The following is a 22,541-nucleotide window of genomic DNA, read 5'->3' on the forward strand; positions in this document are numbered from 1 at the left end:
CAAAATGTACAAAATGTACAAAATGTACAAAATGTACAAAATGTACAAAATGTACAAAATGTACAAAATGTACAAAATGTACAAAATGTACAAAATGTACAAAATGTACAAAATGTACAAAATGTACAAAATGTACAAAATGTACGAAATTACTAATAATGCTCTTTATTTAAAATATCAAGGAATAGAACTATCCAAGGAAAGAAAAAAAGAAATGGATAATGAAATGGCAAGTATTAAACAGCAAATACAGAATAAAATGTCTGCTGTGAAATATTCTGCGGAAGAGCTGGCTAGAGAAGCTAACACAAAATAACGTGAATTAATGGCTTACCCACCAAACTTCCGATTCATATAATCAAACGCCATTGTCGGCAAAATCCGTCTTAGCCACCAAAATAATTTGGTGGGGAAGGTTACTTGATAACGTGCTTTCGGCTTTTCGGCATTCAGTGCTTTTAAACAGGCTCTAGCACAGGCAGTTGCCGGTAAGGTAAAAGAATTGGCATTGCCTTTGGTGGTTAAACGTTGATATTGGCTCTGGTTGAGGGCTTTGTGATAGGAGTTTTCCACATCAATATATTGTTCTAATTTTGCCACTGAGTTTGGGCGGAAGTTACTTTGAATCGGACCGGGTTGAATCAGCGAAACATAAATATTAGAGCCGTGCAGCTCGCAACGTAAGGTATCAGCAAGCCCTTCTAAGGCAAATTTAGTCGCGTTATAAGCCCCACGATAATGCATCGCCGCAAAGCCTAAAATGCTACTATTGATTAGAATTCTACCGTGATTTTGCTCTCGGAAGATTTTCATTGCGTGATGAATAACTTCCCAAGCCCCAAACACATTGGTTTCAAAAATTTCTTGCAACGCAGCTTTTGGTACATCTTCTACACAGCCGGGCTGACCATAGCCAGCATTGCAAAAAATCGCATCTAATTGACCGCTTGTTTGAATATATTGAAAGGCATTTTGGATATGTTTTGAACGGGTTACATCAAGCAAAAGGCATTCAAATCCTTCTGATTTCAACCGCTCGACATCTTGTTCTTTTCGGCAGCTGGCGATCACTCGCCAGCCTGCATCTCTGAGATGATGTGCAGTCTCATATCCAATGCCGGAAGAGCAACCTGTGATTAAAATTGTTTTCATTTTATCTTATATAGTTTACAAAACCGTCTAAACTCTCGCTTTCCGGAGCGAGAGCGATTTTGCCTTCTTCCTCAGGCGAGCCGAGCATAATTAAGGCGATCACTTGATCTTGTTCTTGACAGCCAAAAGCAGAGCGAAGAGCTGAGCCATTTACCCATTTATTGGTGATCCAAACCGTATCAAAACCGAGTGAATTTGCGGCTAGTTGAATGGCATAGCTGCTACAACCGGCAGTTATCATCTGCTCCCAAGTGGGTACTTTTGCAATACTATGATCTAACTTAGCAATTACACCAATGATCATAGGGGCTTGATTAGATAACTTTTCCGCTTTTTTCAAACGTTCTTCGCCCATATCAAATTCTTCAACCGCAGCTTTGAAGAGCTCGCAAAGTTGTGGCATTCCGCTTTTTTCAATCACCACAAAACGATAAGGTTTTAATTTGCCGTGATCAGGCACTCGCAATCCTGCTTTTAAAATTTGTTCAAGTTGTTCGGGAGTTGGGGCTTTATCACCAAATTTTTTATTAGAACGGCGATGATGTAATAGATCTAAGATTTGCATAAACATTACCTTTTATGAATTTCTTTTGGTTTAAGAATAGCATATTTTATTCATTCCGTGATTGCTTTATACTGTGCCGACTGTTTTATTTTTAGGGATTTATGATGTTAAATATGCTAAAAGCGATTTATAAAATGTTTCGCTGTATTAGAGAGTGTGTTATTAATCTCTTTTTTATCTTATTTATTCTATTCTTAGTGCCTGTGGTTGGGTTTATAGCTTCCTCGCAAAACACGCAAAAACCTGTTTTTACACAAGGGGCGTTACGTTTAAATTTAGATGGTTATTTGGTGGATAATCGCGAAGAATTTACTGATTTCTACCGCTTGCTTCAATCTGAACTAGGCGGAGCCGAGCCCTTTAAAATTTCAACTTTTGATGTAGTGCAAGCGATTAGCAAAGCGAAAAATGATCCGCAAATTACAGGATTAGTGCTGGATTTGCATAATTTACAAAATGCTGATTTTTCCTCTTTAGATTTTATTGGTAATGAAATTAATAGCTTCAAAGAATCAGGCAAACCGGTTATTGCTATTGGTGAGCAATATTCACAAAAGCAATATTATCTTGCTTCATTCGCCGATGAAATTTATTTAAATAAAGCGGGTTCTGTGGAGCTTCAAGGCTTAAGCTATTCCAATACTTATTTCAAAACCTTGTTAGATAAAATTGAAGCTGAAGCACATATTTTCCGTGTAGGTACTTACAAATCAGCAGTTGAGCCTTTTATGCGTGATGATATGTCTGAAGAGGCTAAACAAAATGCTCGAGGTTGGCTCAATGGTACTTGGCAACAAACGGTGGAAATGATCGCTCACAACCGTAAAATTGAACCAAAAGAAATTAATTTATCTGCCGAAAACTATATTGAAAAATATAAAGCTGCAAAAGGCGATGATGCTCAGTTCGCCATAAATCAAAAGTGGGTAACACAGCTAGTGTCTAACCAAGAAAGCAAAGCAAAATTGATCGAAAAATTTGGTGAAAACAGTGAGGGAGCGTATAACCACATTGAATTTTCAGACTATGAACTTGAGCTAAATGACCGTTTTGCTGATATCAACGTCCCTAAAATTGCCGTTGTAAATGTGGAAGGGGCAATTATAACAGGCGAGAGCGACCAATCAGGCGTGGGTAGTGAAACTATTGTAAAATTACTGCAAGAAGCAAGAGCCGATAAAAACGTAGAAGGCTTGATTTTACGTATTAATAGTCCGGGTGGAAGTGCGATGGCATCAGAGCTTATTCGCCAAGAAGTAGAAGCATTCCAAAAAGAAGGTAAGCCAGTCGTTGCTTCAATGGGGGGAATGGCGGCATCAGGCGGTTATTGGATTGCGGCAACCAGCGATAAAATTATTGCCAGCCCAAATACCATCACCGGCTCAATCGGCATTTTTGGTTTAGCGGTAACCTTTGAAAAAACAGCTAAAAACTTAGGCGTGAGTGAAGATGGCATTGCAACCTCTGCATTGGCAGAGCCAATCGGTTTGAAAAGCCTACCGAAAGAGCAAGGTGAAGTGCTGCAAATCGGCATTGAAAATGGCTATGACCGTTTCTTAGAGCTGGTTTCTCGTGGCAGAAATATGTCAAAAGAGGCGGTAGATAAGGTCGCTCAAGGGCAAGTTTGGCTAGGCTCTGATGCACTAAAACACGGTTTAGTTGATGAGTTAGGCAATTTTAATGTGGCTTTTGTTACCTTATCTGATCTAATCAATCAAAAACGTGAAGCACAGAGCAAAGCAAAGGTTGAGCGATTCGGTTTACAATGGTTTGCCGAACAAGACGACAGCCTATTTGGCACGCTTGCTCGTGATTTCAAAACTCAGCTACAAGTGAGTCTAACTAACTGGTTTGATTTACCTGTGCTGAAGCAATCGCAGAAACAAATGGAAATCCTTTCACGTTTTAATGATCCAAAACAGATGTATCTCTACTGTTTAAATTGCGGAAAAGTAAATTAATCAATGCTAACAAGCGGTTCATTTTTCAGAAAATTTTGCAAATTTTTTGTGGAAAATAACCGCTTGTAAGCTATACTAAAAATGCTTGTCGGAGTGCCATAGGGCTGAGATCGCAACTGCGAGATCCGTCGAACCTGTAGGTTAGTACCTGCGTAGGGAACAAGTTTTAACATTCAATTTTACCTATTGCCACATCTCTGACAAGCAAACCCTAACTTTAAAAAAGAGGATTTTGCGATGTCTATTTCTAATACCCATCAACCTAAAGTGATTTGGACGGTTGCCGGTTCAGATTCTTGTGCCGGAGCAGGGCTACAAACCGATTTATATACCTTTCACGATTTTAATTTAGTGGGGTGCTCGGTGGTTACGTCTGTTACAGCCCAACACCCACACGGCGTGCTTTGTGTAACACCTGTTGATGATCACACTTTCCGCCGGCAGTTTGAAGCCCTATTAATGCAAGGCTATCCAAATGCAATCAAAATTGGCTTACTTTGTTCACAGGCTCAAGTTGAGATTTTATGTGAATATATCCAAAAAATTCGATTAGAAAGTAAAAACTATTGCTTTGTAGTTTACGATCCTGTTGCGGTAGCAAGTAGCGGACAGGCTCTCTCAGACAGTATTTTATTACCCGTAGTGCAAGAAAAACTCTATCCGTTAGTTGATCTGATTACACCAAATGGAACTGAATTAGCCCTATTGAGCGAGACTGAAATTAATAGGTTTGATGATGTGAAAACTGCTGCTCAAATGCTTATTTCACAAGGTGTGAAGGCTGTTTTAGCCAAAGGCGGACATTTTGAATGGCAGGGCGAAACGGTAAGTGATTATCTGCTTAACTCCCAAGACATTTTTTCCTTTTCCCACCCAAGACTGCAAAGTGTTAATACACACGGTACAGGTTGTACCTATGCTTCTGCGGTGGGTTCAATGTTAGCCAAAGGTTTTGATTTGCCTGATGCCGTAACCGTTGCTACTGCGTATTTACAAAAAGGTTTATCGGAAAAAGAAGGGAGAGGGCAAACTGCACTAAGTTCGTTATGCCACACAGGCTACCCGGAAGATATTGATTTCTTCCCTCAAACCGCACTGGTTTCTGCACCGCTCAATTTGCCGAAAAAACCTTTTGCGGCAACTGATTATCAGCTTGGGCTTTACCCTGTGGTAGAGAGCTTCGAGTGGATTGAACGCTTGATTCTTGCCGGGATAAAAACCTTGCAAATTCGTGTGAAAAATCGACCGCTTGCAGAAGTTGAAACAGAAATTGCACGCTCAATAAAGCTTGCGAAACAGTATAATGTCCGCCTGTTTGTGAATGATTACTGGCAGCTTGCGGTAAAATATCAGGCTTACGGTGTGCATTTAGGGCAGGAAGATTTAGCCACAGCAGATTTAAATGCTATCCAACAAGCAGGATTGCGGTTAGGCGTTTCCACTCACGGCTATTTTGAAATTATGCGAGCCTTAGCAATTCAACCTTCTTATATTGCATTTGGACACGTTTTCCCAACGCAAACAAAGGAAATGCCATCGCAGCCACAGGGACTGGTTAATTTAGCGAAATATGTCGGTCTGGTTGCACCACTTCAAATTCCAACGGTAGCAATTGGCGGAATTAATGAAGACAGAATTGAAAATGTGATGAGCACCGGTGTAGGCAGTGCTGCAGTGGTGAGTGCCATTACGCAGGCTACAGATTGGCAACAAGCGGTTAAAAATCTGGAAAAATTTGCAAATGTGTAATTAAAATATAATTTAGGCGGATGTAAGTTCCGCCTAATTTGTTTCAGTTAAATCTCCGCCAATTCCAAATCTTTAGTTTCGTGAACTTGCCACAATGCCCAAAAGCTTAACAATGAGGCGACAGATAAATAACCTCCAACCCCAAATAAGCCGAAGTTTTCGTTAATTTTAACCGCAATAATGGTAAATACACTCGCCCCTAAAATACCTGCTGCGGTGTAGGCAAGGGAGGCTCCTGTGTATCGTACTTCTGTTGGAAAAAGTTCAGGTAGAATGACTGCCATTGGCCCAAAACTTAAGCCTATTAAGATCATTCCGATGGTTAAGAAAATAAAGATTGAGGTTGGTGTGCCGTTTTCTAGAAAAAATGGCATTATTAAGCCGTAAATTACGGTTGCCCCTGTGGCGATGAGTAGTAATAAACGGCGACCGATGCGGTCGGAATATAAGCCTGAGAAGAAAATGGCGATTCCGAAAATTACGGATGTGATCAGCAAATATTGGGTGTAGAGATTTGCCGGCAAGCCCAAACCTGTGGCGTAACCTGCTTTAGACACCGCAACAGGGCTTTTTACGAAAATCGGGGTAAAGGCAACTAAAATGTAGAATAGCACATAGCCTGCGGTGGCAATTAATACGCCGATCATAAATGGCTTGAAATGCTTGCTAAAGAGCGTTTTAAGTGGCGTGTGGCGGTTTTTCCCTTGTTGTTCTGCCTTGAGGAAAATTGGGCTTTCGCTAATTTTTATGCGGATATACAAGCCGATAAAAATCATCACAATAGAGGCAATAAACGGAATTCGCCACGCCCAATCCAGAAAAGCTTGTTCGCCATAAATGAGATTAACTAAGTAGAATGCCCCATTGGCTAATAGCAAGCCGATAGGAGCTCCCATTTGCGGAAAAATACCAAAAAATGCCCGTTTGTTTTTGGGGGCGTGTTCGGTGGCGACTAATGCAGCTCCTCCCCATTCTCCCCCTAAGCCCAAACCTTGCCCGATACGGCATAAGCAGAGCAGTACCGTTGCCCAAATACCAATAGCGGCATAGTTTGGCAGTAAACCAATCGCTACTGTGGATAAGCCCATCAATAAAAGCGAGGCAATAAGGGTTTGTTTACGTCCATATTTATCGCCGAAATGCCCGAAAATGATCGAGCCCATCGGGCGAGTGAAAAAGGCAAGGGCAAGAACGGAAAGCGACATTAATTGGTTAGAAACAGGGTCATCACTATTGAAAAACTGCACGTTAAATACCAGTACTGCAGCCATTGTGTAGATATAGTTATCAAAGTATTCAATTGCCGTGCCAACCATTGAGGCAACGGCAACTTTTGTCGGACTCGATTGTAGGCTAGACATATTCCACCTCCGCATATTGCTCAACCGTTTCCGGTATTAAAGCCCCTAATTCATCTAAAAGATTGACTGCAAATTGCCCGTATTGGGTTGGTTTGAGTGATTTTGCCGCAACTTCACCGGCAACCGCATAAGCGGTACAAGCCTCAACCAGTGCGTTGAAATAGCGTTTTTTCTCAGCAACGGCTAAAAATGCACCGCACACGGCACTTAATAAACAGCCTGAAGCGGTAATTTGTGGGAACATTGGGCTGCCGTTTTTAAGTAACGCAGTGCGTAAGCCATCGCTTACTACATCGGTTTCGCCACTAATGGCAACTAAGGTTTTATAACGTTTAGCAACTTGTTGAGCGATTTCCACAAGGCTATGCGAGCCTTCGCCGGCATCAACGCCTTTAGCCTGCCATTTTACGCCTGCGAGGGTGGCAAGTTCTCCTGCATTGCCTCGAATGGCGGTGAATTGGATTTCGTTAAGCAAGATTTCAACCGTTTGACGGCGAAAAGGTGTTGCTCCAACGCCGACAGGGTCAAGAATTACAGGAATGCCTAAACGGTTTGCCGTTTTACCGGCAAGCACCATTGCTTCCACTTCTTTGCCGATTAATGTGCCGATATTAATTACCACAGCCGAACTTAATTGAGGCACAGCTTCCATCTCCTCAATGGCAGTCGCCATAATGGGTGAAGCCCCGAGAGCCAATAAACCATTGGCGGAAAAGTTAGCGGCAACAATGTTGGTAATATTATGAACAAGCGGTCGATTTTGCCGAATTTTTTGCAAATAGGTGGATTGAAATGGGGTAGATGTGGTCATCGTTTATTCCTCATTGTATTGAAAAAACAATGCACCAACACGAACGGGAATAGATCGGTTTTAAGCCTTTAGTTTCCTACGTCAGTGCTAACTGCATCAGGTTCAACGGGTATTTCTCAGCTTGCTTTATTTGAGTAAACAAGCACCCCGACTAAATGAGAGCTCAATATAAAACTTTAGAAAAGGGTTGTAAAGTACCTTAAACGTTAAGCCGCTTCTCGATGATAAAACCGCAAACTATGCTCTTTTTGGCGGGCAGAACTAAAGGCAGAAACCCGTTTTAAATAGCCGATAACTCGTGTGCCGTAGTCAATATTTTGCGAGCCGCATTTGGAGCAACGATGCAAAGTGCGTTTGTCGATATGGCTACATTCGTTGCAAATTGTGATTTTGACGTTAATGCAGAAATAGTTGCAGCCTGTTTTAGCGGCGGTGTCTAATAGTGAACGATAGCCGTTGGCGGTTAAGGCTTCATCGAGGTTTAAATGCAAGGCTGAACCACCATCTAGCCATTCAATTAGCTTTTTGCCGTGCAGTAAGAATTTATCGAGAGCGTTAGTTTCTTCATCTTCTACCACATAGAAATAGGAGTTGTAGCAATCACGAGGCACGAAATAGCCGTCTGCTTTATCCCATTTCGCATTTTTTACCCCTAAATTTTCGGCAGGCACAAATTCAGTGTTGAACTTCACACCATATTGTTGGCTGGCAGCTTGGTTTGCCTCAAAAATTGTTTTTAAGCGAGATTGCACAAATTCAATATATTCAGGATTGTAGCCTACTTTCAAGCCTTGAGATTCAGCCGCTTCTGCCATACCGTTAATGCCGATGGTGAGGAATTGTTTATCTAACGAAATAAATCCAGCATCATAAACAGGCAGCATTCCGTTGGCTAAATATTCCTCCATCAATTTTCGGTAAGCATATTGATATTTATGGATCTTGCTGACTTCTGAACTCAAATCACGCTTATCTTGCACTAAACGGTTCATATTAATCGTAATCACATTTATCGAACCTGTTGCTACACCGCCAGCACCGAGTGAGTAAGAGAAGGTGTGATCACTGATTTCATTGCGTAAACGGCAGCAAGAAGCGAGGGAATCAGGGTTATCCGACTGATAAATAAAAAAGGAATTACCTTGTGCCAGTTCATTTGCCATTTGGTTGGCAAATTCGTCATCTTTGCATTTACCTTGTTCAGTTAGCATTGCGGCAGTTACTACAGGGAACGTAAGAATGGCTTTGCTGCGTTCTTTGTTAAACCATTGCATAAAGAAAAGCTGCAATTTAGCGGTGGTTTCCCAGCAGGGCTTTTCAAAATCAGGGAACACAAAGTTACCGAACATTGCCTCAAAATAGAATTTATCGTAAACCGAAATATTCCAAAATACGCTTTGATAGCCTCGTGCGGCAGCCGGTTGGTTAATGCTGTAGACCACTTGTTGGAGGTGATTTTCAATGTCGGAACGATGGGTTTTCAGGTAGTTATCGCCATAATCTTTACGGGCAAAATAGTCAAAATAGGTAAGAAATTCAACGGTCGCAACAGCTCCGGCAAATTGGGAACTAACCGCAAAAACAAAATTGACAAAAGAGCCGCAAAAAGAAGCCAGATGTTTTGGAGCTTTGGATTCGCCCCCCAGTTTGGTTAAGCCATCACGCAAAAACGGATACATTGTAACCGATACACAATAAGGTTTGAGGCTGGTTTCATCGTGAACGTAAATTTCGTGTGCTTCAATTTGGCGTAAGTATTCGCAAGCGGTCTCTTTATCAAAAAGTTTTGCAATTTTTTCGCTGATTTTTGCTCGATTAATTTGCACAAAAAAATCTTTCATCAGCTCGTTTTCCATTGTGGCAATATTTTTTTGTGTTACGTTGGCGTTAGCGTCCATTTTTGAGCCATCAGCCGCATTTTGGGCTTGAATGTAGTGGTCAATAAAAGCTAATTTTTCTGAAATTTGTTTCGCTTCTAAGCGAATCATAGCATTGCTCCTTTGATAAATAAGTGGTTTAGATTTTCATTATTGCGTAAATCAATAAAACGTTGGTTAGTGGTCAGGCTGTTTAATCCGCCTTGCTCGGCAATCCAACGACCTGTTTTTAAGTAAGTTAATTCAGTCAGTAAACAAGGAGGAATTTCGTGCCGCTCTAAGCCTGTGTAGAGGCAAGTTTGTAGCTTTTGTTGCTTACAACGTTTTAATAAAGAGAGTAATGTTTCCGCTTGCCATTCACCCCCCATAAATAGCACGCAACTAATTAAACCTTGATAGCGTTTTAGGCGTTCATTGAGATAATCAAGCGTTAGCTCTTTTCCCTCACAGGCTTTCCAACTCTCTACACTATGGCAGCCTTTACAGCCAAGCGGACAGCCTGTAATGAGAAAAGCCAGTGAAGTTTCATTCGGCACTTCTTGCCAAACAATTTGTTCTGAACTGAATCTGAGGTTTTCCATTTTTATTATTAACACAATATGTTGTGTTTTTTAACATTATTTAACACTATATATAGTATGTTAGATCTGTTGGGTTTAAAAAGTAAAGAGCAAAAAACAAGAAAAATAGGTTGAAATTTGAAGATGTGAATAAAATCAAAAAGATAGAGAATTGTAAATTTTTGGCGAAAAAAAGACCGTGTAGAAAACACACGGTCTTGAAAAGTTTGACTAATTGATCTCTATAACATCAAACAGTTTTTCTAATTGATGGGTTAAAAGTGAAATCTGGCGTTGGCTTACTAAAGTCAATTCTAATTCAAATGTTGCATTATTTGCTTCAACCTTCAAACTTTTTACTTCAAAACCACGATGACGGATCATTCTTAAAATACGCTCTAAAGTTTCCGGGCGTTTGTTGGCTTTTAAGGTTAATTGATATTCTTGCATTTTTCCTCCTACACATCATCGTCCAGCATATCCGCATTACAAGCACCTGGTGGCACGAGAGGCCAGACGTTATCTTCTTGTGGAATGCAAACGTGGAGTAAATACGCCCCTTTGGCATTTAACAAGCGGTCAATTCCGTCCGAAACTTCGCAAGCCTTTTCAATGCGTTCGCCCTCAATATCAAAGGCTTTAGCAAGCATTACGAAATCCGGGTTGTCGTCTAAAATTGTTTGGCTGTGGCGACCGTGGAAGAACAGAGATTGCCATTGGCGAACCATTCCTAAACGTTGGTTATCCAGCAACAAAATTTTTACCGGCAGCTTACCACGCTTGATAGTGCCAAGTTCTTGAATGTTCATTAAAATTGAGCCATCGCCCGTGATAACAATGACTTGATCTTCAGGACGAGCAACTTGAGCTCCGATTGCAGCAGGCAAGCCAAAGCCCATTGAGCCGAAGCCTGCTGAGGTAATGTAGTTTTTCGGATCGGTATAAGTTAAATGTTGTGCCGACCACATTTGGTGCTGACCAACATCGGTTGTTACGACACTGTTTTTTGCTTTACGGTTAGACAAGGTATGTAATAACGCAACCGCATCGATATCACCATTACCGCTATTTTCTTGATATTGGAAGTCAAATTGCTGTTTTAAATTACGTACATCTTCACGCCAAGCATCAATGTCTAACGGTTGAGCTAAATAATTAATTGCTTCTATGAGGCTGCCTTGTAGGGCAATTTGAGCTTGTCGTAGCTTGTTAATTTCAGCATTATCAATATCAATATGAATGACTTTTGCGTGAGGAGCAAAAGTGTCTAATTTACCGGTTACACGATCGTCAAAACGAGCACCACAGGCTATGAGTAAATCGCACTCTTGCACGGCATAGTTAGCGGCTTTTGTGCCGTGCATACCAATCATACCCATATAAAGCGGATCGGTTGGTTCGATAGTGCCTAATCCTTTTAGTGTGGAAACAGAAGGAATATTTGCAATTTTTACAAAATTTCTGACCGCTTGTACACCGTCTGCCATTCCTACGCCTCCACCAACGTAAAGCACAGGGCGTTTAGCTTCTGATAATAGTTTTTTGGCTTCAGCTAGTTTCTCTGCATTTTGTGTAGGAGCTTTCTCTTTCGTATAAACAATGGGTTGAGCATTAATAGGAGCTAATTGAACATCTCGCGGAATATCAACTAATACAGGACCCGGTCTGCCACTTTGAGCAATTTGGAACGCAAGGGCTAAAATCTCAGGTAGTTCTTCAATACTTTGAACGATAAAACTGTGCTTAGTACAGCCGAGCGACAACCCGAGAACGTCTGCTTCTTGGAAGGCGTCTGTACCTATTAAATGGCTTGCAACCTGCCCGGTAATAGCAACGATAGGAATAGAATCTAGTGCTGCATCACCTAATCCGGTAATTAAATTCGTCGCTCCCGGTCCTGAAGTAGCAATGCAAACGCCCACTTTTCCTGTTGAACGAGCGTAACCAATTGCTGCCATTGCAGCACCTTGCTCATTGCGGCAGAGAAGATGCTCTAAGCCCGAATCATATATGGCATCATAGGTTGGCATTATTGCTCCCCCCGGATAGCCAAAAAGATGAGTTACACCGTGAGCTTTTAGGCTCTCAGTAATAAATCTTGCACCATTCATTGTGTTGTGTCCTTCGCATTTTTTATTATTTGTTAAAAAATGTTATAGATACCACAAATTCACTATTTTTTAAACTTTAATTTTGACTAAAGTAAGAATTGATTTTATCTATAATTTAAGCAAATAAAAGTCGTTTTTATTTAGGCTGTAAAAGGCTTTAACCCTTAAGGGGTATTTTGCGGAATTTTCTTGATTTAATTCAAAAAATATTCACTTTGCGATAGTAGAGTTGATTTAAATTTCATATTCTCTTTAATGAATTATTAGAATTTTCTTATTAATGTAATAGGAAAAATTCTTATTTATATTTAATGATTTTTTACCTGAGTGGGAGAACCAAAATGAAATTATTCACGAAAAGCCTAATGGTGGCTGCAATTTCAATATTGGGGTGTTTACAACCGGCTTTAGCAGAAGAAGCAAAAAAAGAGTCTTTAACAGATAAAGCCGTTAAACACGAAAAATTAGGCGTAACGGTTGAGTCTGCAAACCATCTTTTTGCAGAGAAATATCCGCTCCAATATAACTCTTGGAAAGCGACTTCTCAATCAACCGACCGTGGTAGTGCGTTAGAGTATGACCCACGTTATGTGATTTTATGGGCAGGCTATGCGTTCTCTAAAGATTATAACAAACCACGTGGGCATTACTATGCGGTTACCGATGTGCGTGATATTTTGCGTACCGGGGCACCTAAAGATGAAAACGACGGTCCACAGCCTTCAGCTTGTTGGACCTGTAAAGGTCCGGATGTTGCTCGCTTAATTGAAGAAAAAGGTGAGCGTGGTTATTTTGACCCTAAATGGGCAAAATATGGTTCAGAAGTCGTAAACTCAATTGGTTGTGCAGACTGCCACGATACAGCTTCAGAAGAGTTTAAAGAAGGTAAAGCAGCACTTCGTGTTGCACGTCCTCACGTATTGCGTGCGTTAAATACCATTGGTTGGAAATTTGAAGACTTAGACAAGCACGGACAACGTCCAGCCGTGTGTGCAAACTGCCACGTGGAATACTACTTCAAAAATAAAACAGACGTAACTTTCCCTTGGAAAAACGGTATTGATGTAGATAGCATCGAAAAATACTACGATGAAATCAACTTTGCCGACTGGACACACGCCTTATCTAAAGCACCAATGTTAAAAACCCAACACCCTGACTTCGAAGTTTGGGCTCAAGGTACACACGGTAAAAACGGAGTGACTTGTATTGACTGCCATATGCCAAAAGTGAAAGATAAAGACGGAAAAGTTTACACCGAACACAAAATCGGTAATCCGTTCGATAACTTTGAAGCGACTTGTAAAACTTGCCACGAGCAAAGCAAAGAAACACTTGAAAAACGTGTGAAACAATACAAACACGATGTGAAAGAAGCGATGATTCGTTTAGAAGATCAATTAGTGAAAGCTCACTTCGAAGCGAAAGCGGCTTGGGAAGCCGGTGCAACAGAAGTTGAAATGAAAGATATTTTAACTGCAATCCGTCACGCTCAATGGCGTTGGGACTACTCAGCGGCAGGGCACGGTAACCATTTCCACGCACCAGATGTTATGCTACGTACTATCGCAACCGGTATTGACCGTGCAGCAGATGCTCGTGCAGAGTTAGGTGTAGTATTAGCGAAACACGGCGTGACCACTCCGGTTGCAATTCCAGACATCTCAACCAAAGAGAAAGCACAATTAGCGATTGGCTTAGATATTCCTAAAGAGCAAGCTGCGAAAGATGAATTCTTAAAAACAGTTGTGCCACAATGGGAAAAAGAAGCTCGTGCTAAAGGCTTATTGCCTGCAGAAGACGCACCAAAAGCAGATGCAAAATAATGTAGCTTGAGGTGATACTATGAAAAATTTAATCTCAAAAGCAGGGCGAGGAATCGCCCTCCTACAAGCGGTCGCATTTGCAAGTTTTTTTGCAATTTCAACCGCTAGTGCAGAAATGCCGGCTCCGCCAAAACCACTTTGGCAATCTGAACAAGCGGATAATTCACAAATTGCTCAAGATGCTCGCCGTGATCCAAACAAATACTGTACGCAATGTCACGAAACAGCAAATGCGACAGGTAAACCGTTCCATCACGTAGGCAAACATTTCCAAAAAGATGTGAAAAGCCCGAACACCGGTGAGCAAATTACTTGTGTGAGCTGCCACGGCAACATTTCTGAAAGCCACCGTAAAGGGGCGAAAGATGTGATGCGTTTTAATCCGCACGGTAAAGCATCTAACCCTGAGTTAGAGCGTTCTGTTCACGAGCAAAACCAAGTGTGTATGGCGTGTCATAATCCGGACGCTTTGCGTGAAAAATTCTGGGCTCACGATACTCACGCATCAAAAATTTCGTGCACAAACTGCCACGAAATTCACCCGGAAAAAGAGCCGATGAAAGGCATTGCAGAAAAAGATCGCATCAAACTCTGTGTAGATTGCCATACCAAAGTGCATTCAGGAGAATTTAAAAACCCTGAAATGAAAGCCACAGAAGCAAAAGGAATAAAATAATGACTTGCACCCGTAGAGATTTCGTCTCAGGGGCAGGTGCTATAGCTGTCGTAGCAAGCACCGGGCTTGCTACCTCAGTAACTCTTGCTACTGAGAAAGAACAAAAGAAAATTCGCTATGCGATGGTACACGATGAAACCTCTTGTATCGGTTGTACTGCGTGTATGGACGCTTGCCGTACTACAAACAAAGTGCCGGAAGGTGTTTCTCGATTAGAAATTATCCGTAGCGAGCCGTTTGGCGAATTCCCAAATGTACAGTATGAGTTTTTCCGTCAATCTTGCCAACATTGTACTAACGCACCTTGCGTAAGTGTTTGCCCGACAGGTGCATCGTTTGTTGATCCGGAAACGGGGATTGTGGATGTTCATTCAGATTTATGTGTGGGTTGTCAATATTGTATTGCGGTGTGTCCGTACCGTGTACGTTTCATTCACCCAGAGAAAAAATCGGCAGATAAATGTAACTTCTGTCGTGACACCAACTTGGCTGAGGGCAAACAACCTGCTTGTGTTGAAGCCTGCCCAACCAAAGCATTAACCTTCGGTGATATGAACGATCCAACCAGCGATATTTTCCACAAAGTGAAAAACAACCCTGTTTATCGCACGAAAACATCGCTCGGTACAGAGCCGAACTTGTATCACATTCCATTTGGTAAAGGAGAACATAGATAATGAATGAATATGTACCTTTCCAAACCCCAAACCTTGTTTGGGACGGCACCATCGCTATCTATTTATTTCTACTTGGTATTTCATCAGGTGCGGTACAGTTAGCGATTGCTTACCGTAATAGCGGTGTAAAAATCGAAAAACCAAGCCAAAACTGGATTATTCGCAGTGCGGCAATTCTTGGTACATTACCAACCATCATTGGTTTGTTGTTGCTAATTTTCCACTTGACCAAACCTTGGACATTCTGGAAATTAATGTTCAACTACAACTTTTCATCGGTAATGTCGATGGGGGTGATGTTATTCCAACTTTATATGGCAGTTCTCGTTGTTTGGATTGCAATTATGTTTAAAGATTGGTTAGCCTGCTTTATTAGCCGCTACCTACCAATGTTTAAATTTGCTTTAGGTTGGATCGATTTTGCCGAAGCAAAACTGTTAAAACCGATTGAATTTATCTTATTCGTGTTAGCGGCGGTATTAGGGGCTTACACAGGCTTCCTACTATCAGCCTTAGTCAGCTATCCGATGTTAAACAACCCTGTGTTACCGGCACTATTCTTAGCATCCGGTGCATCTTCAGGTATTGCGGCAACATTCCTGATGGTATTAATTGCCGGTAAATTATCGGGGGAAAGCCACGAAGTCCACTTTATGCACAAATTTGAAGTGCCGATTATGGTAACTGAATTAGGTTTAATTGTGGCATTCTTCGTGGGCTTACACTTCGGTGGGGCAGATAAATCACTTGCTTTAACAAATGCACTTTCAGGCTTCTGGGGTAGCGTATTCTGGATCGGCGTAATGTTAATTGGTATCGCTATTCCATTAACGGCAAATATTTTTGGTAGCCACCGCTTGAAACATAATGTGAAATTTATTATCTTAATTTCCATTTTCGACTTAATCGGTGTACTCTGTTTACGTTACTTTATCCTCTATGCAGGGCAACTTACGGTTGCAAGCTAAGCGATAAGCTAGAAAATTATTTAAGCAATAGGGTGGGGGCTAATATAGCCCCCCTCTTTGCTAAGATGGGAATTTAATTAAACATCTATTTTCGTCCTATTTTACCTTCACAAGCGGTCATTTTTTGGATTTATTATGCTACCTGAACTGGGCTATTTTTCACTTTTATTGGCTGCAATTTCAGCGGTTTTTCAAATTGGTTTTTCACTTTGGGGAGAGCTACGCAAGCAATATCATTGGCTGGCGTTATCGCCTTTGTTTACTTATTTGCAAGCTGCTTTCACCACAATTTCCTTTTCCGCTTTAGCCTATGCTTTTTTGACAGATGACTTTTCTGTTATCTATGTCGCAGCCCATTCCAATAGCCAACTTCCTGATTTCTTTAAATTTGCTGCTACTTGGGGCGGACACGAAGGCTCAATGCTGTTTTGGCTTACTGCTCTTGTGCTTTGGTCAGCGGTATTTTGCAAATTTTCGCAAAAAATTGACCGCTTGTTTGCCAATCGAACTTTGGTAATGCTGGGGCTGATTTCGCTTGGTTTCTTGCTTTTCATTTTGTTAGTTTCTAGCCCATTCGAGCGAGGCTTTCCACCTCCACCGGAAGGGCAAGATCTCAATCCAATGTTGCAAGATATTGGTTTAATCTTCCACCCTCCGCTACTTTACTTAGGCTATGTAGGCTTTGCGGTTAGCTTTGCGATGATTGTCGCTGCCTTAATTTCCGGTGGAATGGATGCGGCAGTAATGCGTTGGATTCGCCCGTGGACGATGATTTCGTGGGGATTTCTCACCGCAGGCATCATTTTAGGAGCTTGGTGGGCGTATTATGAACTCGGCTGGGGCGGCTGGTGGTTCTGGGATCCTGTCGAAAATGCCTCATTAATGCCTTGGTTATTAGGCACAGCATTAGTGCATAGTTTGATCGTGAGCCAACAACGAGGCGTGTTCTACTACTGGACAATTTTACTTGCCATCTTCGCCTTCGCTTTAAGTTTATTAGGCACTTTTATTGTTCGCTCAGGGGTGTTAACATCTGTTCACGCTTTTGCGGTTGATCCTGACAGAGGAATGGCAATTCTTATCCTCTTTTTTAGCCTCAGTTTCGTTGCTTTAGCTCTTTTCGCCTTTAGAGCTCATTTATGGCAAGGCAAAGTTCGTTTTGATTTGCTCTCGAAAGAAACAGCATTCCTACTGATTAACGGCTTATTTAGTGTAGCAGCTTGTGTCGTATTGTTAGGTACATTTTATCCGATGATCTTTACCATAATGAATTGGGGATCGATCTCGGTTGGTGCTCCGTATTTCAATAGTGTTTTTGCTCCGCTTAGTTTACTGCTAATGGTAGTGATGGGATTTGCAGTAGTGCTACGCTGGAAACAGATTCCAACTAAACAGATTTTAGTAAAATTATGGTTATTCCCTGTGGCAGTAGGCTTGGCTCTCGGCATAATTTACACCTCTATTTCACAAAGACCGCATTTTGATTTCGTGCTACTGCCAATTGTGTTTATCAGTTTCGCAGTATGGATTATTTTAACCCATATCCCTTATTTGCCATTTATGTTCAAAATAAAACCGCTTGCAATGCGATTAGCCCACATCGGCTTTGCGATCTGCGTGATTGGAGCGATGATGAACAGCTATTATGGCGATGAAATTGGCGTGCGTTTAAAACCAAATGAACAGGCGGAATTAGCGGGTTTTACCTTCAAATATCAAGATTATCACGATTTAATTGGTCCAAATTACACCTCAGAACAAGCCGTATTTTCAATTAGTAAAGATGAGAAAGTGCTTGCAACAGTAACGCCGGAAAGACGTTATTACGATGTGCGTACGATGACGATGGCAGAGGTCGGGCTTTATCACCACTATTTAGACGATATTTACATTGTTATGGGCGATAAATTCGGTAATTTAGAATACGCTTTCCGCCTGCATTACAAGCCTTATGTGCAAGCCCTTTGGCTGGGTGGTATTATTATGATTATTGCCTCCATTTTGGCATTATTCGGCTATCGTAGAGAACATAAAAAATGAAAAAAGCATTGTTACTTATTCCTATTTTGATACTTGTAATGATTGTGGGCTTTCTTGCCGTGCCGTTAATGAATAAAGATGCACTTTCACCAACCGAAGATTGGCAGGGTAAGCCTTTCCCTGAATTTGTGGGCAAAAACTTACTTGATGGCAATGCTCATTTAAATAACAACAGCTTGCCTCAAGAGCCTTATATTCTCAACGTTTGGGCAAGCTGGTGTACTTGGTGTATTAAAGAATTTCCTATTTTATTAGAACTCAAACAGCAAGGCGTGCCGATTGTTGGTTTGACCTACAACGATCGCCCGAATGATGCCTTGAAAGCCTTAGAAAATTGGGGAAATCCGTTTAGCTTGATTATTGATGATTATGAAAAAGGCTTTTTAATTCAAACACTTAAAGTTTCATCAGCCCCATCGAGCTATTTAATTGATCGACACGGTGTGGTACGTTATCAACAAAAAGGCTACAACCCGGATTTCGCCCAAGATTTTATGCCAAGATTAGAGGCTCTTAGGAAGGAAAAATAGTGAATGATAAATAACCTATTTTCACTTTTGCAAAAAATTGCCAAAATTTTACCGCTTGTATTTGCGATGAGTGTTTGCATTAACACCGCCCAAGCGGATATGGTAGATACTTTCCAATTCAAAAACGAATCAGATCGAGTAAGGGCGATTTCACTTGCTCGCTCTTTACGTTGCCTACAGTGCCAAAACCAAAATTTGGTGGAATCAAACGCAACTGCCGCCTATAACTTGCGGATTGAAGTGTACGAAATGGTAAATGAAGGCAAAAGTAATGAGGAAATTATCCGCATTATGACTGAACGTTTCGGCAATTTTGTGAATTACCAGCCACCGCTTACACCACAAACGTGGGTGCTCTGGGGCTTACCGGTTGGATTGTTCGGCTTATTGTTTATTGCGATTTTATGGCGAACTCGAAAAAATAGAACCAAATAAGAGTAAATTCAATGGAAACCCGTGATCAATTAAGCAGAGAAAATTATCAACAAGCGGTCAAATTTGCTCAATATTTTGCAGAGGATGTGAAGCAAGAGTATGAGCGTGAGGCAGAGCAGCGTTACCAATTTGAGAAGGCTCAATTTGAAAAAAATGAGTTGCAAAATAACGTTAAAAATCGACCGCTTGCTAAAATGGCAATGCTTTCACTTATCGCAATTTTATTGTTAGGAACTGCTTACTATGCTTTCTCAGGGCGTTATCAAGTTGTACAAGAAGGCTTGAAAGTCCACAAAGATTTCCAGCAACAAGTAAGCGAACAGCACGGCACATCAAAAAATGAACGCTACATTATCAGTCTACAAAATCAGCTAAGAGAAAATCCCAATAGTGGAGACCTGTGGTATGAATTAGGGCAGGCTTATGTGTTAAGCAATGACTTTGACTCCGCCTTAGTTTGCTACGACAATGCTCAAAAACTACTTGGTAAAAAAGCCGCTATTTTAGGGGCAATTGCCACTGCCCGTTATTACGATAACGGACAGAAAATGACCGTAGAAATTAATGCAATTATTGATGAAGCCTTGAGTTTAGATAAAAATGAAAGTGCCAGTTTATTGCTACGGGCTTCGGACGGCTTTCTAAATAATAACTACCAACAAGCACTTGATTACTGGCGGAAAGTGCTAGATAGCAACAATGATGCGATTAACCGCCGAGCGATTATTCAAAGTATGGAAATGGCAAGGCAGATGTTGGAAGGACAGCAGGAGAAATAAGTGTAAGTGGTATTGTTTCTAGGGTATGTTGCAAACGACGAGCGAAAAACACCGCTCAAATTCCCATTTAAACGGTGTTGGATTTTGCCAATTTAACCCATCAACTCATCAATCAATTCTTTCACGCTTTTGATTTTGTGGATTTGTGAAATGCCATTGCCCACCGACACATAGCCATTGTCAAAATCGCCTTCCAGCATACCCAAACGCATTCCTGTGCCAGCGTTCATCACCTTGGCGATGTCGGCACGGGTTGCCCCGTTTTCACTCATTTCAAAGCATTTTTTGGCAAGCTGTGTTGGCAAAGAGCGGTAATAATACGGCTCGGTGCGGAACAATAACAAATCATTAGCCGTTGCATTCACAATCCATTCTTTGACTTTTTGATGACTTCGGCACTCGGCTGTGGCGATAAATGCCGTGCCAATCCACACGCCTTCTGCCCCCAAAGTTAAGGCAGCCTGAACCGATTTTTTATCGGCAATCCCGCCCGCCAGCATAATCGGCAAATCCACTTTACCGACAAATTCCGCCAAGACATTAAAACTGCTCACTTCTTTCATCGGCAAAGTTCCGCCTTCGTCAAAGCCCGTCAGCACCAAAATATCCGCCCCTAACGCTTGGGCTTTTAAAGCGTCCGCCAAATTGGGATTGGGCAAACGACAGATGATTTTAATGCTAGCCTGTTTGAATTTGGCGTAAATCTCGGGGTCAAGCCAGCCATTGTCCAGCACCACAGGCACGCCTTCTTCAATAAACAAATCCACCATTAAGGGAATCAGCGAAAAATCGTACGACAACATAAACGGCACGCCAAAAGGCTTATCGGTCAAGGCTTTGACCTTGCGGATTTCGTTACGCATACGCTCCAAAACTTCCTCGTTGGAAGTGGGGTTGGTCGTCTGCCCTGCGTGTAGGGCTAAAAAGCCCAGTCCGCCAGCGTCCGCCACGCTCGCCACCAGATGTGCGTCCGTCAGCCACGACATTGGGGCTTGGACAATGGGGTGTTTGATGTTTAGGATTTGGCTAATGCGGTTCATCAAATTTTCTCTTTAAAATAAATGGAATGGGCGTATTCTAAAATTTTAGAATTAGCAACGGAATGGAGATTTTTGGAAAGTTGGTTTTCGTTTTTGGAAATATTATTTTTCAGGCTGCCTGAAAACAAAAATGCCGTCTGAAACATTGTTCAAACGGCATTTTTTTATTTTGCATTCCATTTTACTTGTACATCGCCACGCCCCAATGTTTGTTTGAGTGTGTCGACATTGCTGATTCGTCCGATTTTGGTGTAGCGATAATTGCTGTGAAAACTTTCATAAAAAATCACAACCGTATCGCCTTGATAAAGCATTACATCACCTGCGTGGATTTGTCCTGCGGTTTTGTCGTTCGTTGGCAAAGCGTTTGGCAAAGTGGCGAATTTTTCGTTATTTAGATGGTCATTCATTGCCAAATCCAGTGGTAACAGATTGGCAAAACTTTGGGCGGTTGGGTTGTTTTCCAATTGCACTTCAAAGACTTGGTTATTGATGCTGACAGAGACGGGGGGTTGGGACATTGTTTTCTCCTGTATTTTTAGATTTTGGGTGTTGGGATTTTGGGCGTTGGACTGCCCGGTAGCGGGACTTTCGGCAGAGCAGGCAGCAGCGGTCAGCATCAGGATTAAGGGTAACAGCAGACGATTCATTGGTATCTCCTTAGCAATCTATGGTTTTGATGACTTTGGCAGGAATGCCCGCCACTACGGCATTATCAGGCACATCTTTGCTGACCACCGCCCCTGCCGCAACAATGGCGTTTTGCCCCACCGTAACCCCGCCCAAAATGGTCGCCCCTGCGCCTATCCACGCATTTTGCCTGATGTGTACGGGCTTTAAAATCAGACCCCTACGCCGGCTTGGCGTTTCGGGGTGATTGACGGTCAGAATTTTGACATTGGGGGCAATCAGCACATTGTCTTCTAGCGTAATCCCGCCCAAATCGGTAAACACGCAGGCGGTGTTGATAAAAACATTTTTGCCGATGCGGATATGCCGTCCGAAATCACAAAAAAACGGCAGGTTTACCGTAAGGCTGTCGTCTATTTCGCTTTGGGTAAAAGTGCAAAATGCCGTGCGGATATCATCTGGGGTTAAATAGCCGTGATTGAGCTTGGCGATTATCGGCTGGTTTTCGGCAACGATGGCGTGTATGCGTTTGAAATCTTCGCTGTCTGGGGCGATGATTTGGTTTAGGGGAAAGTTGTGCATTGCGTTTTCCTTAGTGCTTGGTGTTTTTCAGGCAGCCTGAAAAACCTTATTTTAAATTAAGCCGTCCGAAAATTTTACTTTCAGACGGCTTAATTTTTATTTTAAATTCGCTTTAAAAAATTGTTCAAATTTATCAAAGGGAATTTTACGTGCTTGGTTATCGTATAAATCAACGTGGGTTGCGTTTGACACGATATACAATTCTTTGTTT

22 protein-coding genes, 1 pseudogene and 2 riboswitches are annotated in these 22,541 nt (G+C 41.7%); of the genes and pseudogenes, 11 read left to right on the top strand and 12 right to left on the bottom strand.

What is annotated here, in order from left to right; genetic code table 11:
* Nucleotides 1-139: 139 nt before the first annotated feature.
* Nucleotides 140-316, top strand: coding sequence for a hypothetical protein (locus ACJHV0_RS09925; protein WP_483134091.1), 177 nt, complete (start codon nucleotides 140-142; stop codon nucleotides 314-316).
* A gap of 14 nt (nucleotides 317-330) precedes the next feature.
* Here ACJHV0_RS09925 and ACJHV0_RS09930 read toward each other — a convergent pair whose 3' ends face one another.
* The gene (locus ACJHV0_RS09930; protein ID WP_483134092.1) at nucleotides 331-1,152 is read right to left on the bottom strand and encodes an SDR family NAD(P)-dependent oxidoreductase; all 822 of its coding nucleotides are present in this window, start codon (nucleotides 1,150-1,152) and stop codon (nucleotides 331-333) included.
* A 1-nt stretch (nucleotide 1,153) separates the two neighbouring features.
* A complete protein-coding gene (locus ACJHV0_RS09935) occupies nucleotides 1,154-1,717 on the bottom strand; it encodes a nitroreductase family protein (RefSeq protein ID WP_283386957.1) in 564 nt (187 codons plus the stop codon).
* A 104-nt stretch (nucleotides 1,718-1,821) separates the two neighbouring features.
* Here ACJHV0_RS09935 and sppA point away from each other — a divergent pair, with 104 nt between their 5' ends.
* Complete coding sequence (gene sppA, locus ACJHV0_RS09940; RefSeq protein WP_483134106.1) at nucleotides 1,822-3,678, top strand: signal peptide peptidase SppA; 1,857 nt, start codon at nucleotides 1,822-1,824, stop codon at nucleotides 3,676-3,678.
* A 79-nt stretch (nucleotides 3,679-3,757) separates the two neighbouring features.
* A riboswitch (TPP riboswitch) is annotated at nucleotides 3,758-3,854 on the top strand.
* Nucleotides 3,855-3,915: 61 nt separating this feature from the next.
* Entirely contained in the window at nucleotides 3,916-5,427 is a 1,512-nt protein-coding gene (gene thiE, locus ACJHV0_RS09945) for a thiamine phosphate synthase (RefSeq protein WP_483134093.1), read from the top strand.
* A gap of 47 nt (nucleotides 5,428-5,474) precedes the next feature.
* Here thiE and ACJHV0_RS09950 read toward each other — a convergent pair whose 3' ends face one another.
* The 6 genes from ACJHV0_RS09950 to ilvG all read right to left on the bottom strand — a co-directional run bounded on the left by ACJHV0_RS09950 (nucleotide 5,475) and on the right by ilvG (nucleotide 12,147).
* Nucleotides 5,475-6,788: an MFS transporter gene (locus ACJHV0_RS09950; RefSeq protein ID WP_483134094.1), complete on the bottom strand. Its 1,314-nt coding sequence runs from the start codon at nucleotides 6,786-6,788 to the stop codon at nucleotides 5,475-5,477.
* On the bottom strand, nucleotides 6,781-7,599 hold the full coding sequence (thiM, locus tag ACJHV0_RS09955) for a hydroxyethylthiazole kinase (RefSeq protein ID WP_483134095.1): 819 nt from the start codon (nucleotides 7,597-7,599) through the stop codon (nucleotides 6,781-6,783). The genes ACJHV0_RS09950 and thiM overlap by 8 nt, the downstream gene beginning before the upstream one ends.
* Nucleotides 7,600-7,655: 56 nt before the next feature.
* Nucleotides 7,656-7,759: riboswitch (TPP riboswitch) on the bottom strand.
* 46 nt (nucleotides 7,760-7,805) lie between these two features.
* Entirely contained in the window at nucleotides 7,806-9,587 is a 1,782-nt protein-coding gene (nrdD, locus tag ACJHV0_RS09960) for an anaerobic ribonucleoside-triphosphate reductase (protein WP_483134096.1), read from the bottom strand.
* Nucleotides 9,584-10,057: an anaerobic ribonucleoside-triphosphate reductase activating protein gene (nrdG, locus tag ACJHV0_RS09965; protein WP_483134097.1), complete on the bottom strand. Its 474-nt coding sequence runs from the start codon at nucleotides 10,055-10,057 to the stop codon at nucleotides 9,584-9,586. The genes nrdD and nrdG overlap by 4 nt, the downstream gene beginning before the upstream one ends.
* 210 nt (nucleotides 10,058-10,267) lie before the next feature.
* Nucleotides 10,268-10,486, bottom strand: a complete 219-nt coding sequence (gene ilvM, locus ACJHV0_RS09970; RefSeq protein WP_483134098.1) for an acetolactate synthase 2 small subunit — start codon at nucleotides 10,484-10,486, stop codon at nucleotides 10,268-10,270.
* Nucleotides 10,487-10,494: 8 nt separating this feature from the next.
* Entirely contained in the window at nucleotides 10,495-12,147 is a 1,653-nt protein-coding gene (gene ilvG / locus ACJHV0_RS09975; RefSeq protein ID WP_483134099.1) for an acetolactate synthase 2 catalytic subunit, read from the bottom strand.
* Nucleotides 12,148-12,488: 341 nt separating this feature from the next.
* Here ilvG and nrfA point away from each other — a divergent pair, with 341 nt between their 5' ends.
* The 8 genes from nrfA (at nucleotide 12,489) to ACJHV0_RS10015 (ending at nucleotide 20,078) form a co-directional block, all read left to right on the top strand.
* Nucleotides 12,489-13,973, top strand: coding sequence for an ammonia-forming nitrite reductase cytochrome c552 subunit (gene nrfA, locus ACJHV0_RS09980; RefSeq protein WP_025235411.1), 1,485 nt, complete (start codon nucleotides 12,489-12,491; stop codon nucleotides 13,971-13,973).
* Nucleotides 13,974-13,992: 19 nt separating this feature from the next.
* The gene (gene nrfB / locus ACJHV0_RS09985; protein WP_483134100.1) at nucleotides 13,993-14,649 is read left to right on the top strand and encodes a cytochrome c nitrite reductase pentaheme subunit; all 657 of its coding nucleotides are present in this window, start codon (nucleotides 13,993-13,995) and stop codon (nucleotides 14,647-14,649) included.
* Complete coding sequence (nrfC, locus tag ACJHV0_RS09990; RefSeq protein WP_025235413.1) at nucleotides 14,649-15,326, top strand: cytochrome c nitrite reductase Fe-S protein; 678 nt, start codon at nucleotides 14,649-14,651, stop codon at nucleotides 15,324-15,326. Before nrfB ends, nrfC begins: the two co-directional genes overlap by 1 nt.
* Nucleotides 15,326-16,294: a cytochrome c nitrite reductase subunit NrfD gene (gene nrfD / locus ACJHV0_RS09995; protein WP_025235414.1), complete on the top strand. Its 969-nt coding sequence runs from the start codon at nucleotides 15,326-15,328 to the stop codon at nucleotides 16,292-16,294. The genes nrfC and nrfD overlap by 1 nt, the downstream gene beginning before the upstream one ends.
* Nucleotides 16,295-16,429: 135 nt before the next feature.
* Nucleotides 16,430-18,334 (top strand): heme lyase NrfEFG subunit NrfE, encoded by a 1,905-nt coding sequence (gene nrfE, locus ACJHV0_RS10000; RefSeq protein WP_483134101.1) that lies wholly within the window; start codon nucleotides 16,430-16,432, stop codon nucleotides 18,332-18,334.
* Nucleotides 18,331-18,864, top strand: coding sequence for a redoxin family protein (locus tag ACJHV0_RS10005; protein WP_483134102.1), 534 nt, complete (start codon nucleotides 18,331-18,333; stop codon nucleotides 18,862-18,864). The genes nrfE and ACJHV0_RS10005 overlap by 4 nt, the downstream gene beginning before the upstream one ends.
* 3 nt (nucleotides 18,865-18,867) lie before the next feature.
* On the top strand, nucleotides 18,868-19,299 hold the full coding sequence (nrfF, locus tag ACJHV0_RS10010) for a heme lyase NrfEFG subunit NrfF (protein WP_025235417.1): 432 nt from the start codon (nucleotides 18,868-18,870) through the stop codon (nucleotides 19,297-19,299).
* Nucleotides 19,300-19,310: 11 nt separating this feature from the next.
* Nucleotides 19,311-20,078 carry a TPR domain-containing protein gene (locus ACJHV0_RS10015; protein ID WP_483134103.1) on the top strand — a complete coding sequence of 256 codons (768 nt, stop codon included), beginning with the start codon at nucleotides 19,311-19,313 and terminating at the stop codon, nucleotides 20,076-20,078.
* A gap of 92 nt (nucleotides 20,079-20,170) precedes the next feature.
* On the opposite strand, the gene ACJHV0_RS10020 is transcribed toward ACJHV0_RS10015, so the two are convergent.
* From ACJHV0_RS10020 to ACJHV0_RS10035, 4 genes and pseudogenes are all read right to left on the bottom strand, one after another.
* On the bottom strand, nucleotides 20,171-21,118 hold the full coding sequence (locus ACJHV0_RS10020) for an NAD(P)H-dependent flavin oxidoreductase (RefSeq protein ID WP_483134107.1): 948 nt from the start codon (nucleotides 21,116-21,118) through the stop codon (nucleotides 20,171-20,173).
* 164 nt (nucleotides 21,119-21,282) lie between these two features.
* Nucleotides 21,283-21,768: a cyclophilin-like fold protein gene (locus ACJHV0_RS10025; RefSeq protein WP_483134104.1), complete on the bottom strand. Its 486-nt coding sequence runs from the start codon at nucleotides 21,766-21,768 to the stop codon at nucleotides 21,283-21,285.
* Between the two features lie 10 nt (nucleotides 21,769-21,778).
* Nucleotides 21,779-22,330: a DapH/DapD/GlmU-related protein gene (locus ACJHV0_RS10030; protein ID WP_483134105.1), complete on the bottom strand. Its 552-nt coding sequence runs from the start codon at nucleotides 22,328-22,330 to the stop codon at nucleotides 21,779-21,781.
* A gap of 96 nt (nucleotides 22,331-22,426) precedes the next feature.
* Nucleotides 22,427-22,541, bottom strand: a pseudogene (locus tag ACJHV0_RS10035) (alpha/beta hydrolase); the annotation flags it as partial.

It is taken from the genome of Mannheimia sp., assembly GCF_056854775.1.

Coding starts and splice junctions, on each gene's coding strand:
- ACJHV0_RS09935 (WP_283386957.1), bottom strand. CDS start 1,717: ATGCAAATCTTAGATCTATTACATCATCGCCGTTCTAATAAAAAATTT.
- nrfF (WP_025235417.1), top strand. CDS start 18,868: ATGATAAATAACCTATTTTCACTTTTGCAAAAAATTGCCAAAATTTTA.
- ACJHV0_RS10015 (WP_483134103.1), top strand. CDS start 19,311: ATGGAAACCCGTGATCAATTAAGCAGAGAAAATTATCAACAAGCGGTC.
- nrfD (WP_025235414.1), top strand. CDS start 15,326: ATGAATGAATATGTACCTTTCCAAACCCCAAACCTTGTTTGGGACGGC.
- nrdD (WP_483134096.1), bottom strand. CDS start 9,587: ATGATTCGCTTAGAAGCGAAACAAATTTCAGAAAAATTAGCTTTTATT.
- thiM (WP_483134095.1), bottom strand. CDS start 7,599: ATGACCACATCTACCCCATTTCAATCCACCTATTTGCAAAAAATTCGG.
- ACJHV0_RS09925 (WP_483134091.1), top strand. CDS start 140: ATGTACGAAATTACTAATAATGCTCTTTATTTAAAATATCAAGGAATA.
- nrfB (WP_483134100.1), top strand. CDS start 13,993: ATGAAAAATTTAATCTCAAAAGCAGGGCGAGGAATCGCCCTCCTACAA.
- nrdG (WP_483134097.1), bottom strand. CDS start 10,057: ATGGAAAACCTCAGATTCAGTTCAGAACAAATTGTTTGGCAAGAAGTG.
- thiE (WP_483134093.1), top strand. CDS start 3,916: ATGTCTATTTCTAATACCCATCAACCTAAAGTGATTTGGACGGTTGCC.
- ACJHV0_RS10025 (WP_483134104.1), bottom strand. CDS start 21,768: ATGAATCGTCTGCTGTTACCCTTAATCCTGATGCTGACCGCTGCTGCC.
- nrfA (WP_025235411.1), top strand. CDS start 12,489: ATGAAATTATTCACGAAAAGCCTAATGGTGGCTGCAATTTCAATATTG.
- ilvG (WP_483134099.1), bottom strand. CDS start 12,147: ATGAATGGTGCAAGATTTATTACTGAGAGCCTAAAAGCTCACGGTGTA.
- ACJHV0_RS10020 (WP_483134107.1), bottom strand. CDS start 21,118: ATGAACCGCATTAGCCAAATCCTAAACATCAAACACCCCATTGTCCAA.
- sppA (WP_483134106.1), top strand. CDS start 1,822: ATGTTAAATATGCTAAAAGCGATTTATAAAATGTTTCGCTGTATTAGA.
- ACJHV0_RS09950 (WP_483134094.1), bottom strand. CDS start 6,788: ATGTCTAGCCTACAATCGAGTCCGACAAAAGTTGCCGTTGCCTCAATG.
- ilvM (WP_483134098.1), bottom strand. CDS start 10,486: ATGCAAGAATATCAATTAACCTTAAAAGCCAACAAACGCCCGGAAACT.
- nrfC (WP_025235413.1), top strand. CDS start 14,649: ATGACTTGCACCCGTAGAGATTTCGTCTCAGGGGCAGGTGCTATAGCT.
- ACJHV0_RS10005 (WP_483134102.1), top strand. CDS start 18,331: ATGAAAAAAGCATTGTTACTTATTCCTATTTTGATACTTGTAATGATT.
- nrfE (WP_483134101.1), top strand. CDS start 16,430: ATGCTACCTGAACTGGGCTATTTTTCACTTTTATTGGCTGCAATTTCA.
- ACJHV0_RS10030 (WP_483134105.1), bottom strand. CDS start 22,330: ATGCACAACTTTCCCCTAAACCAAATCATCGCCCCAGACAGCGAAGAT.
- ACJHV0_RS09930 (WP_483134092.1), bottom strand. CDS start 1,152: ATGAAAACAATTTTAATCACAGGTTGCTCTTCCGGCATTGGATATGAG.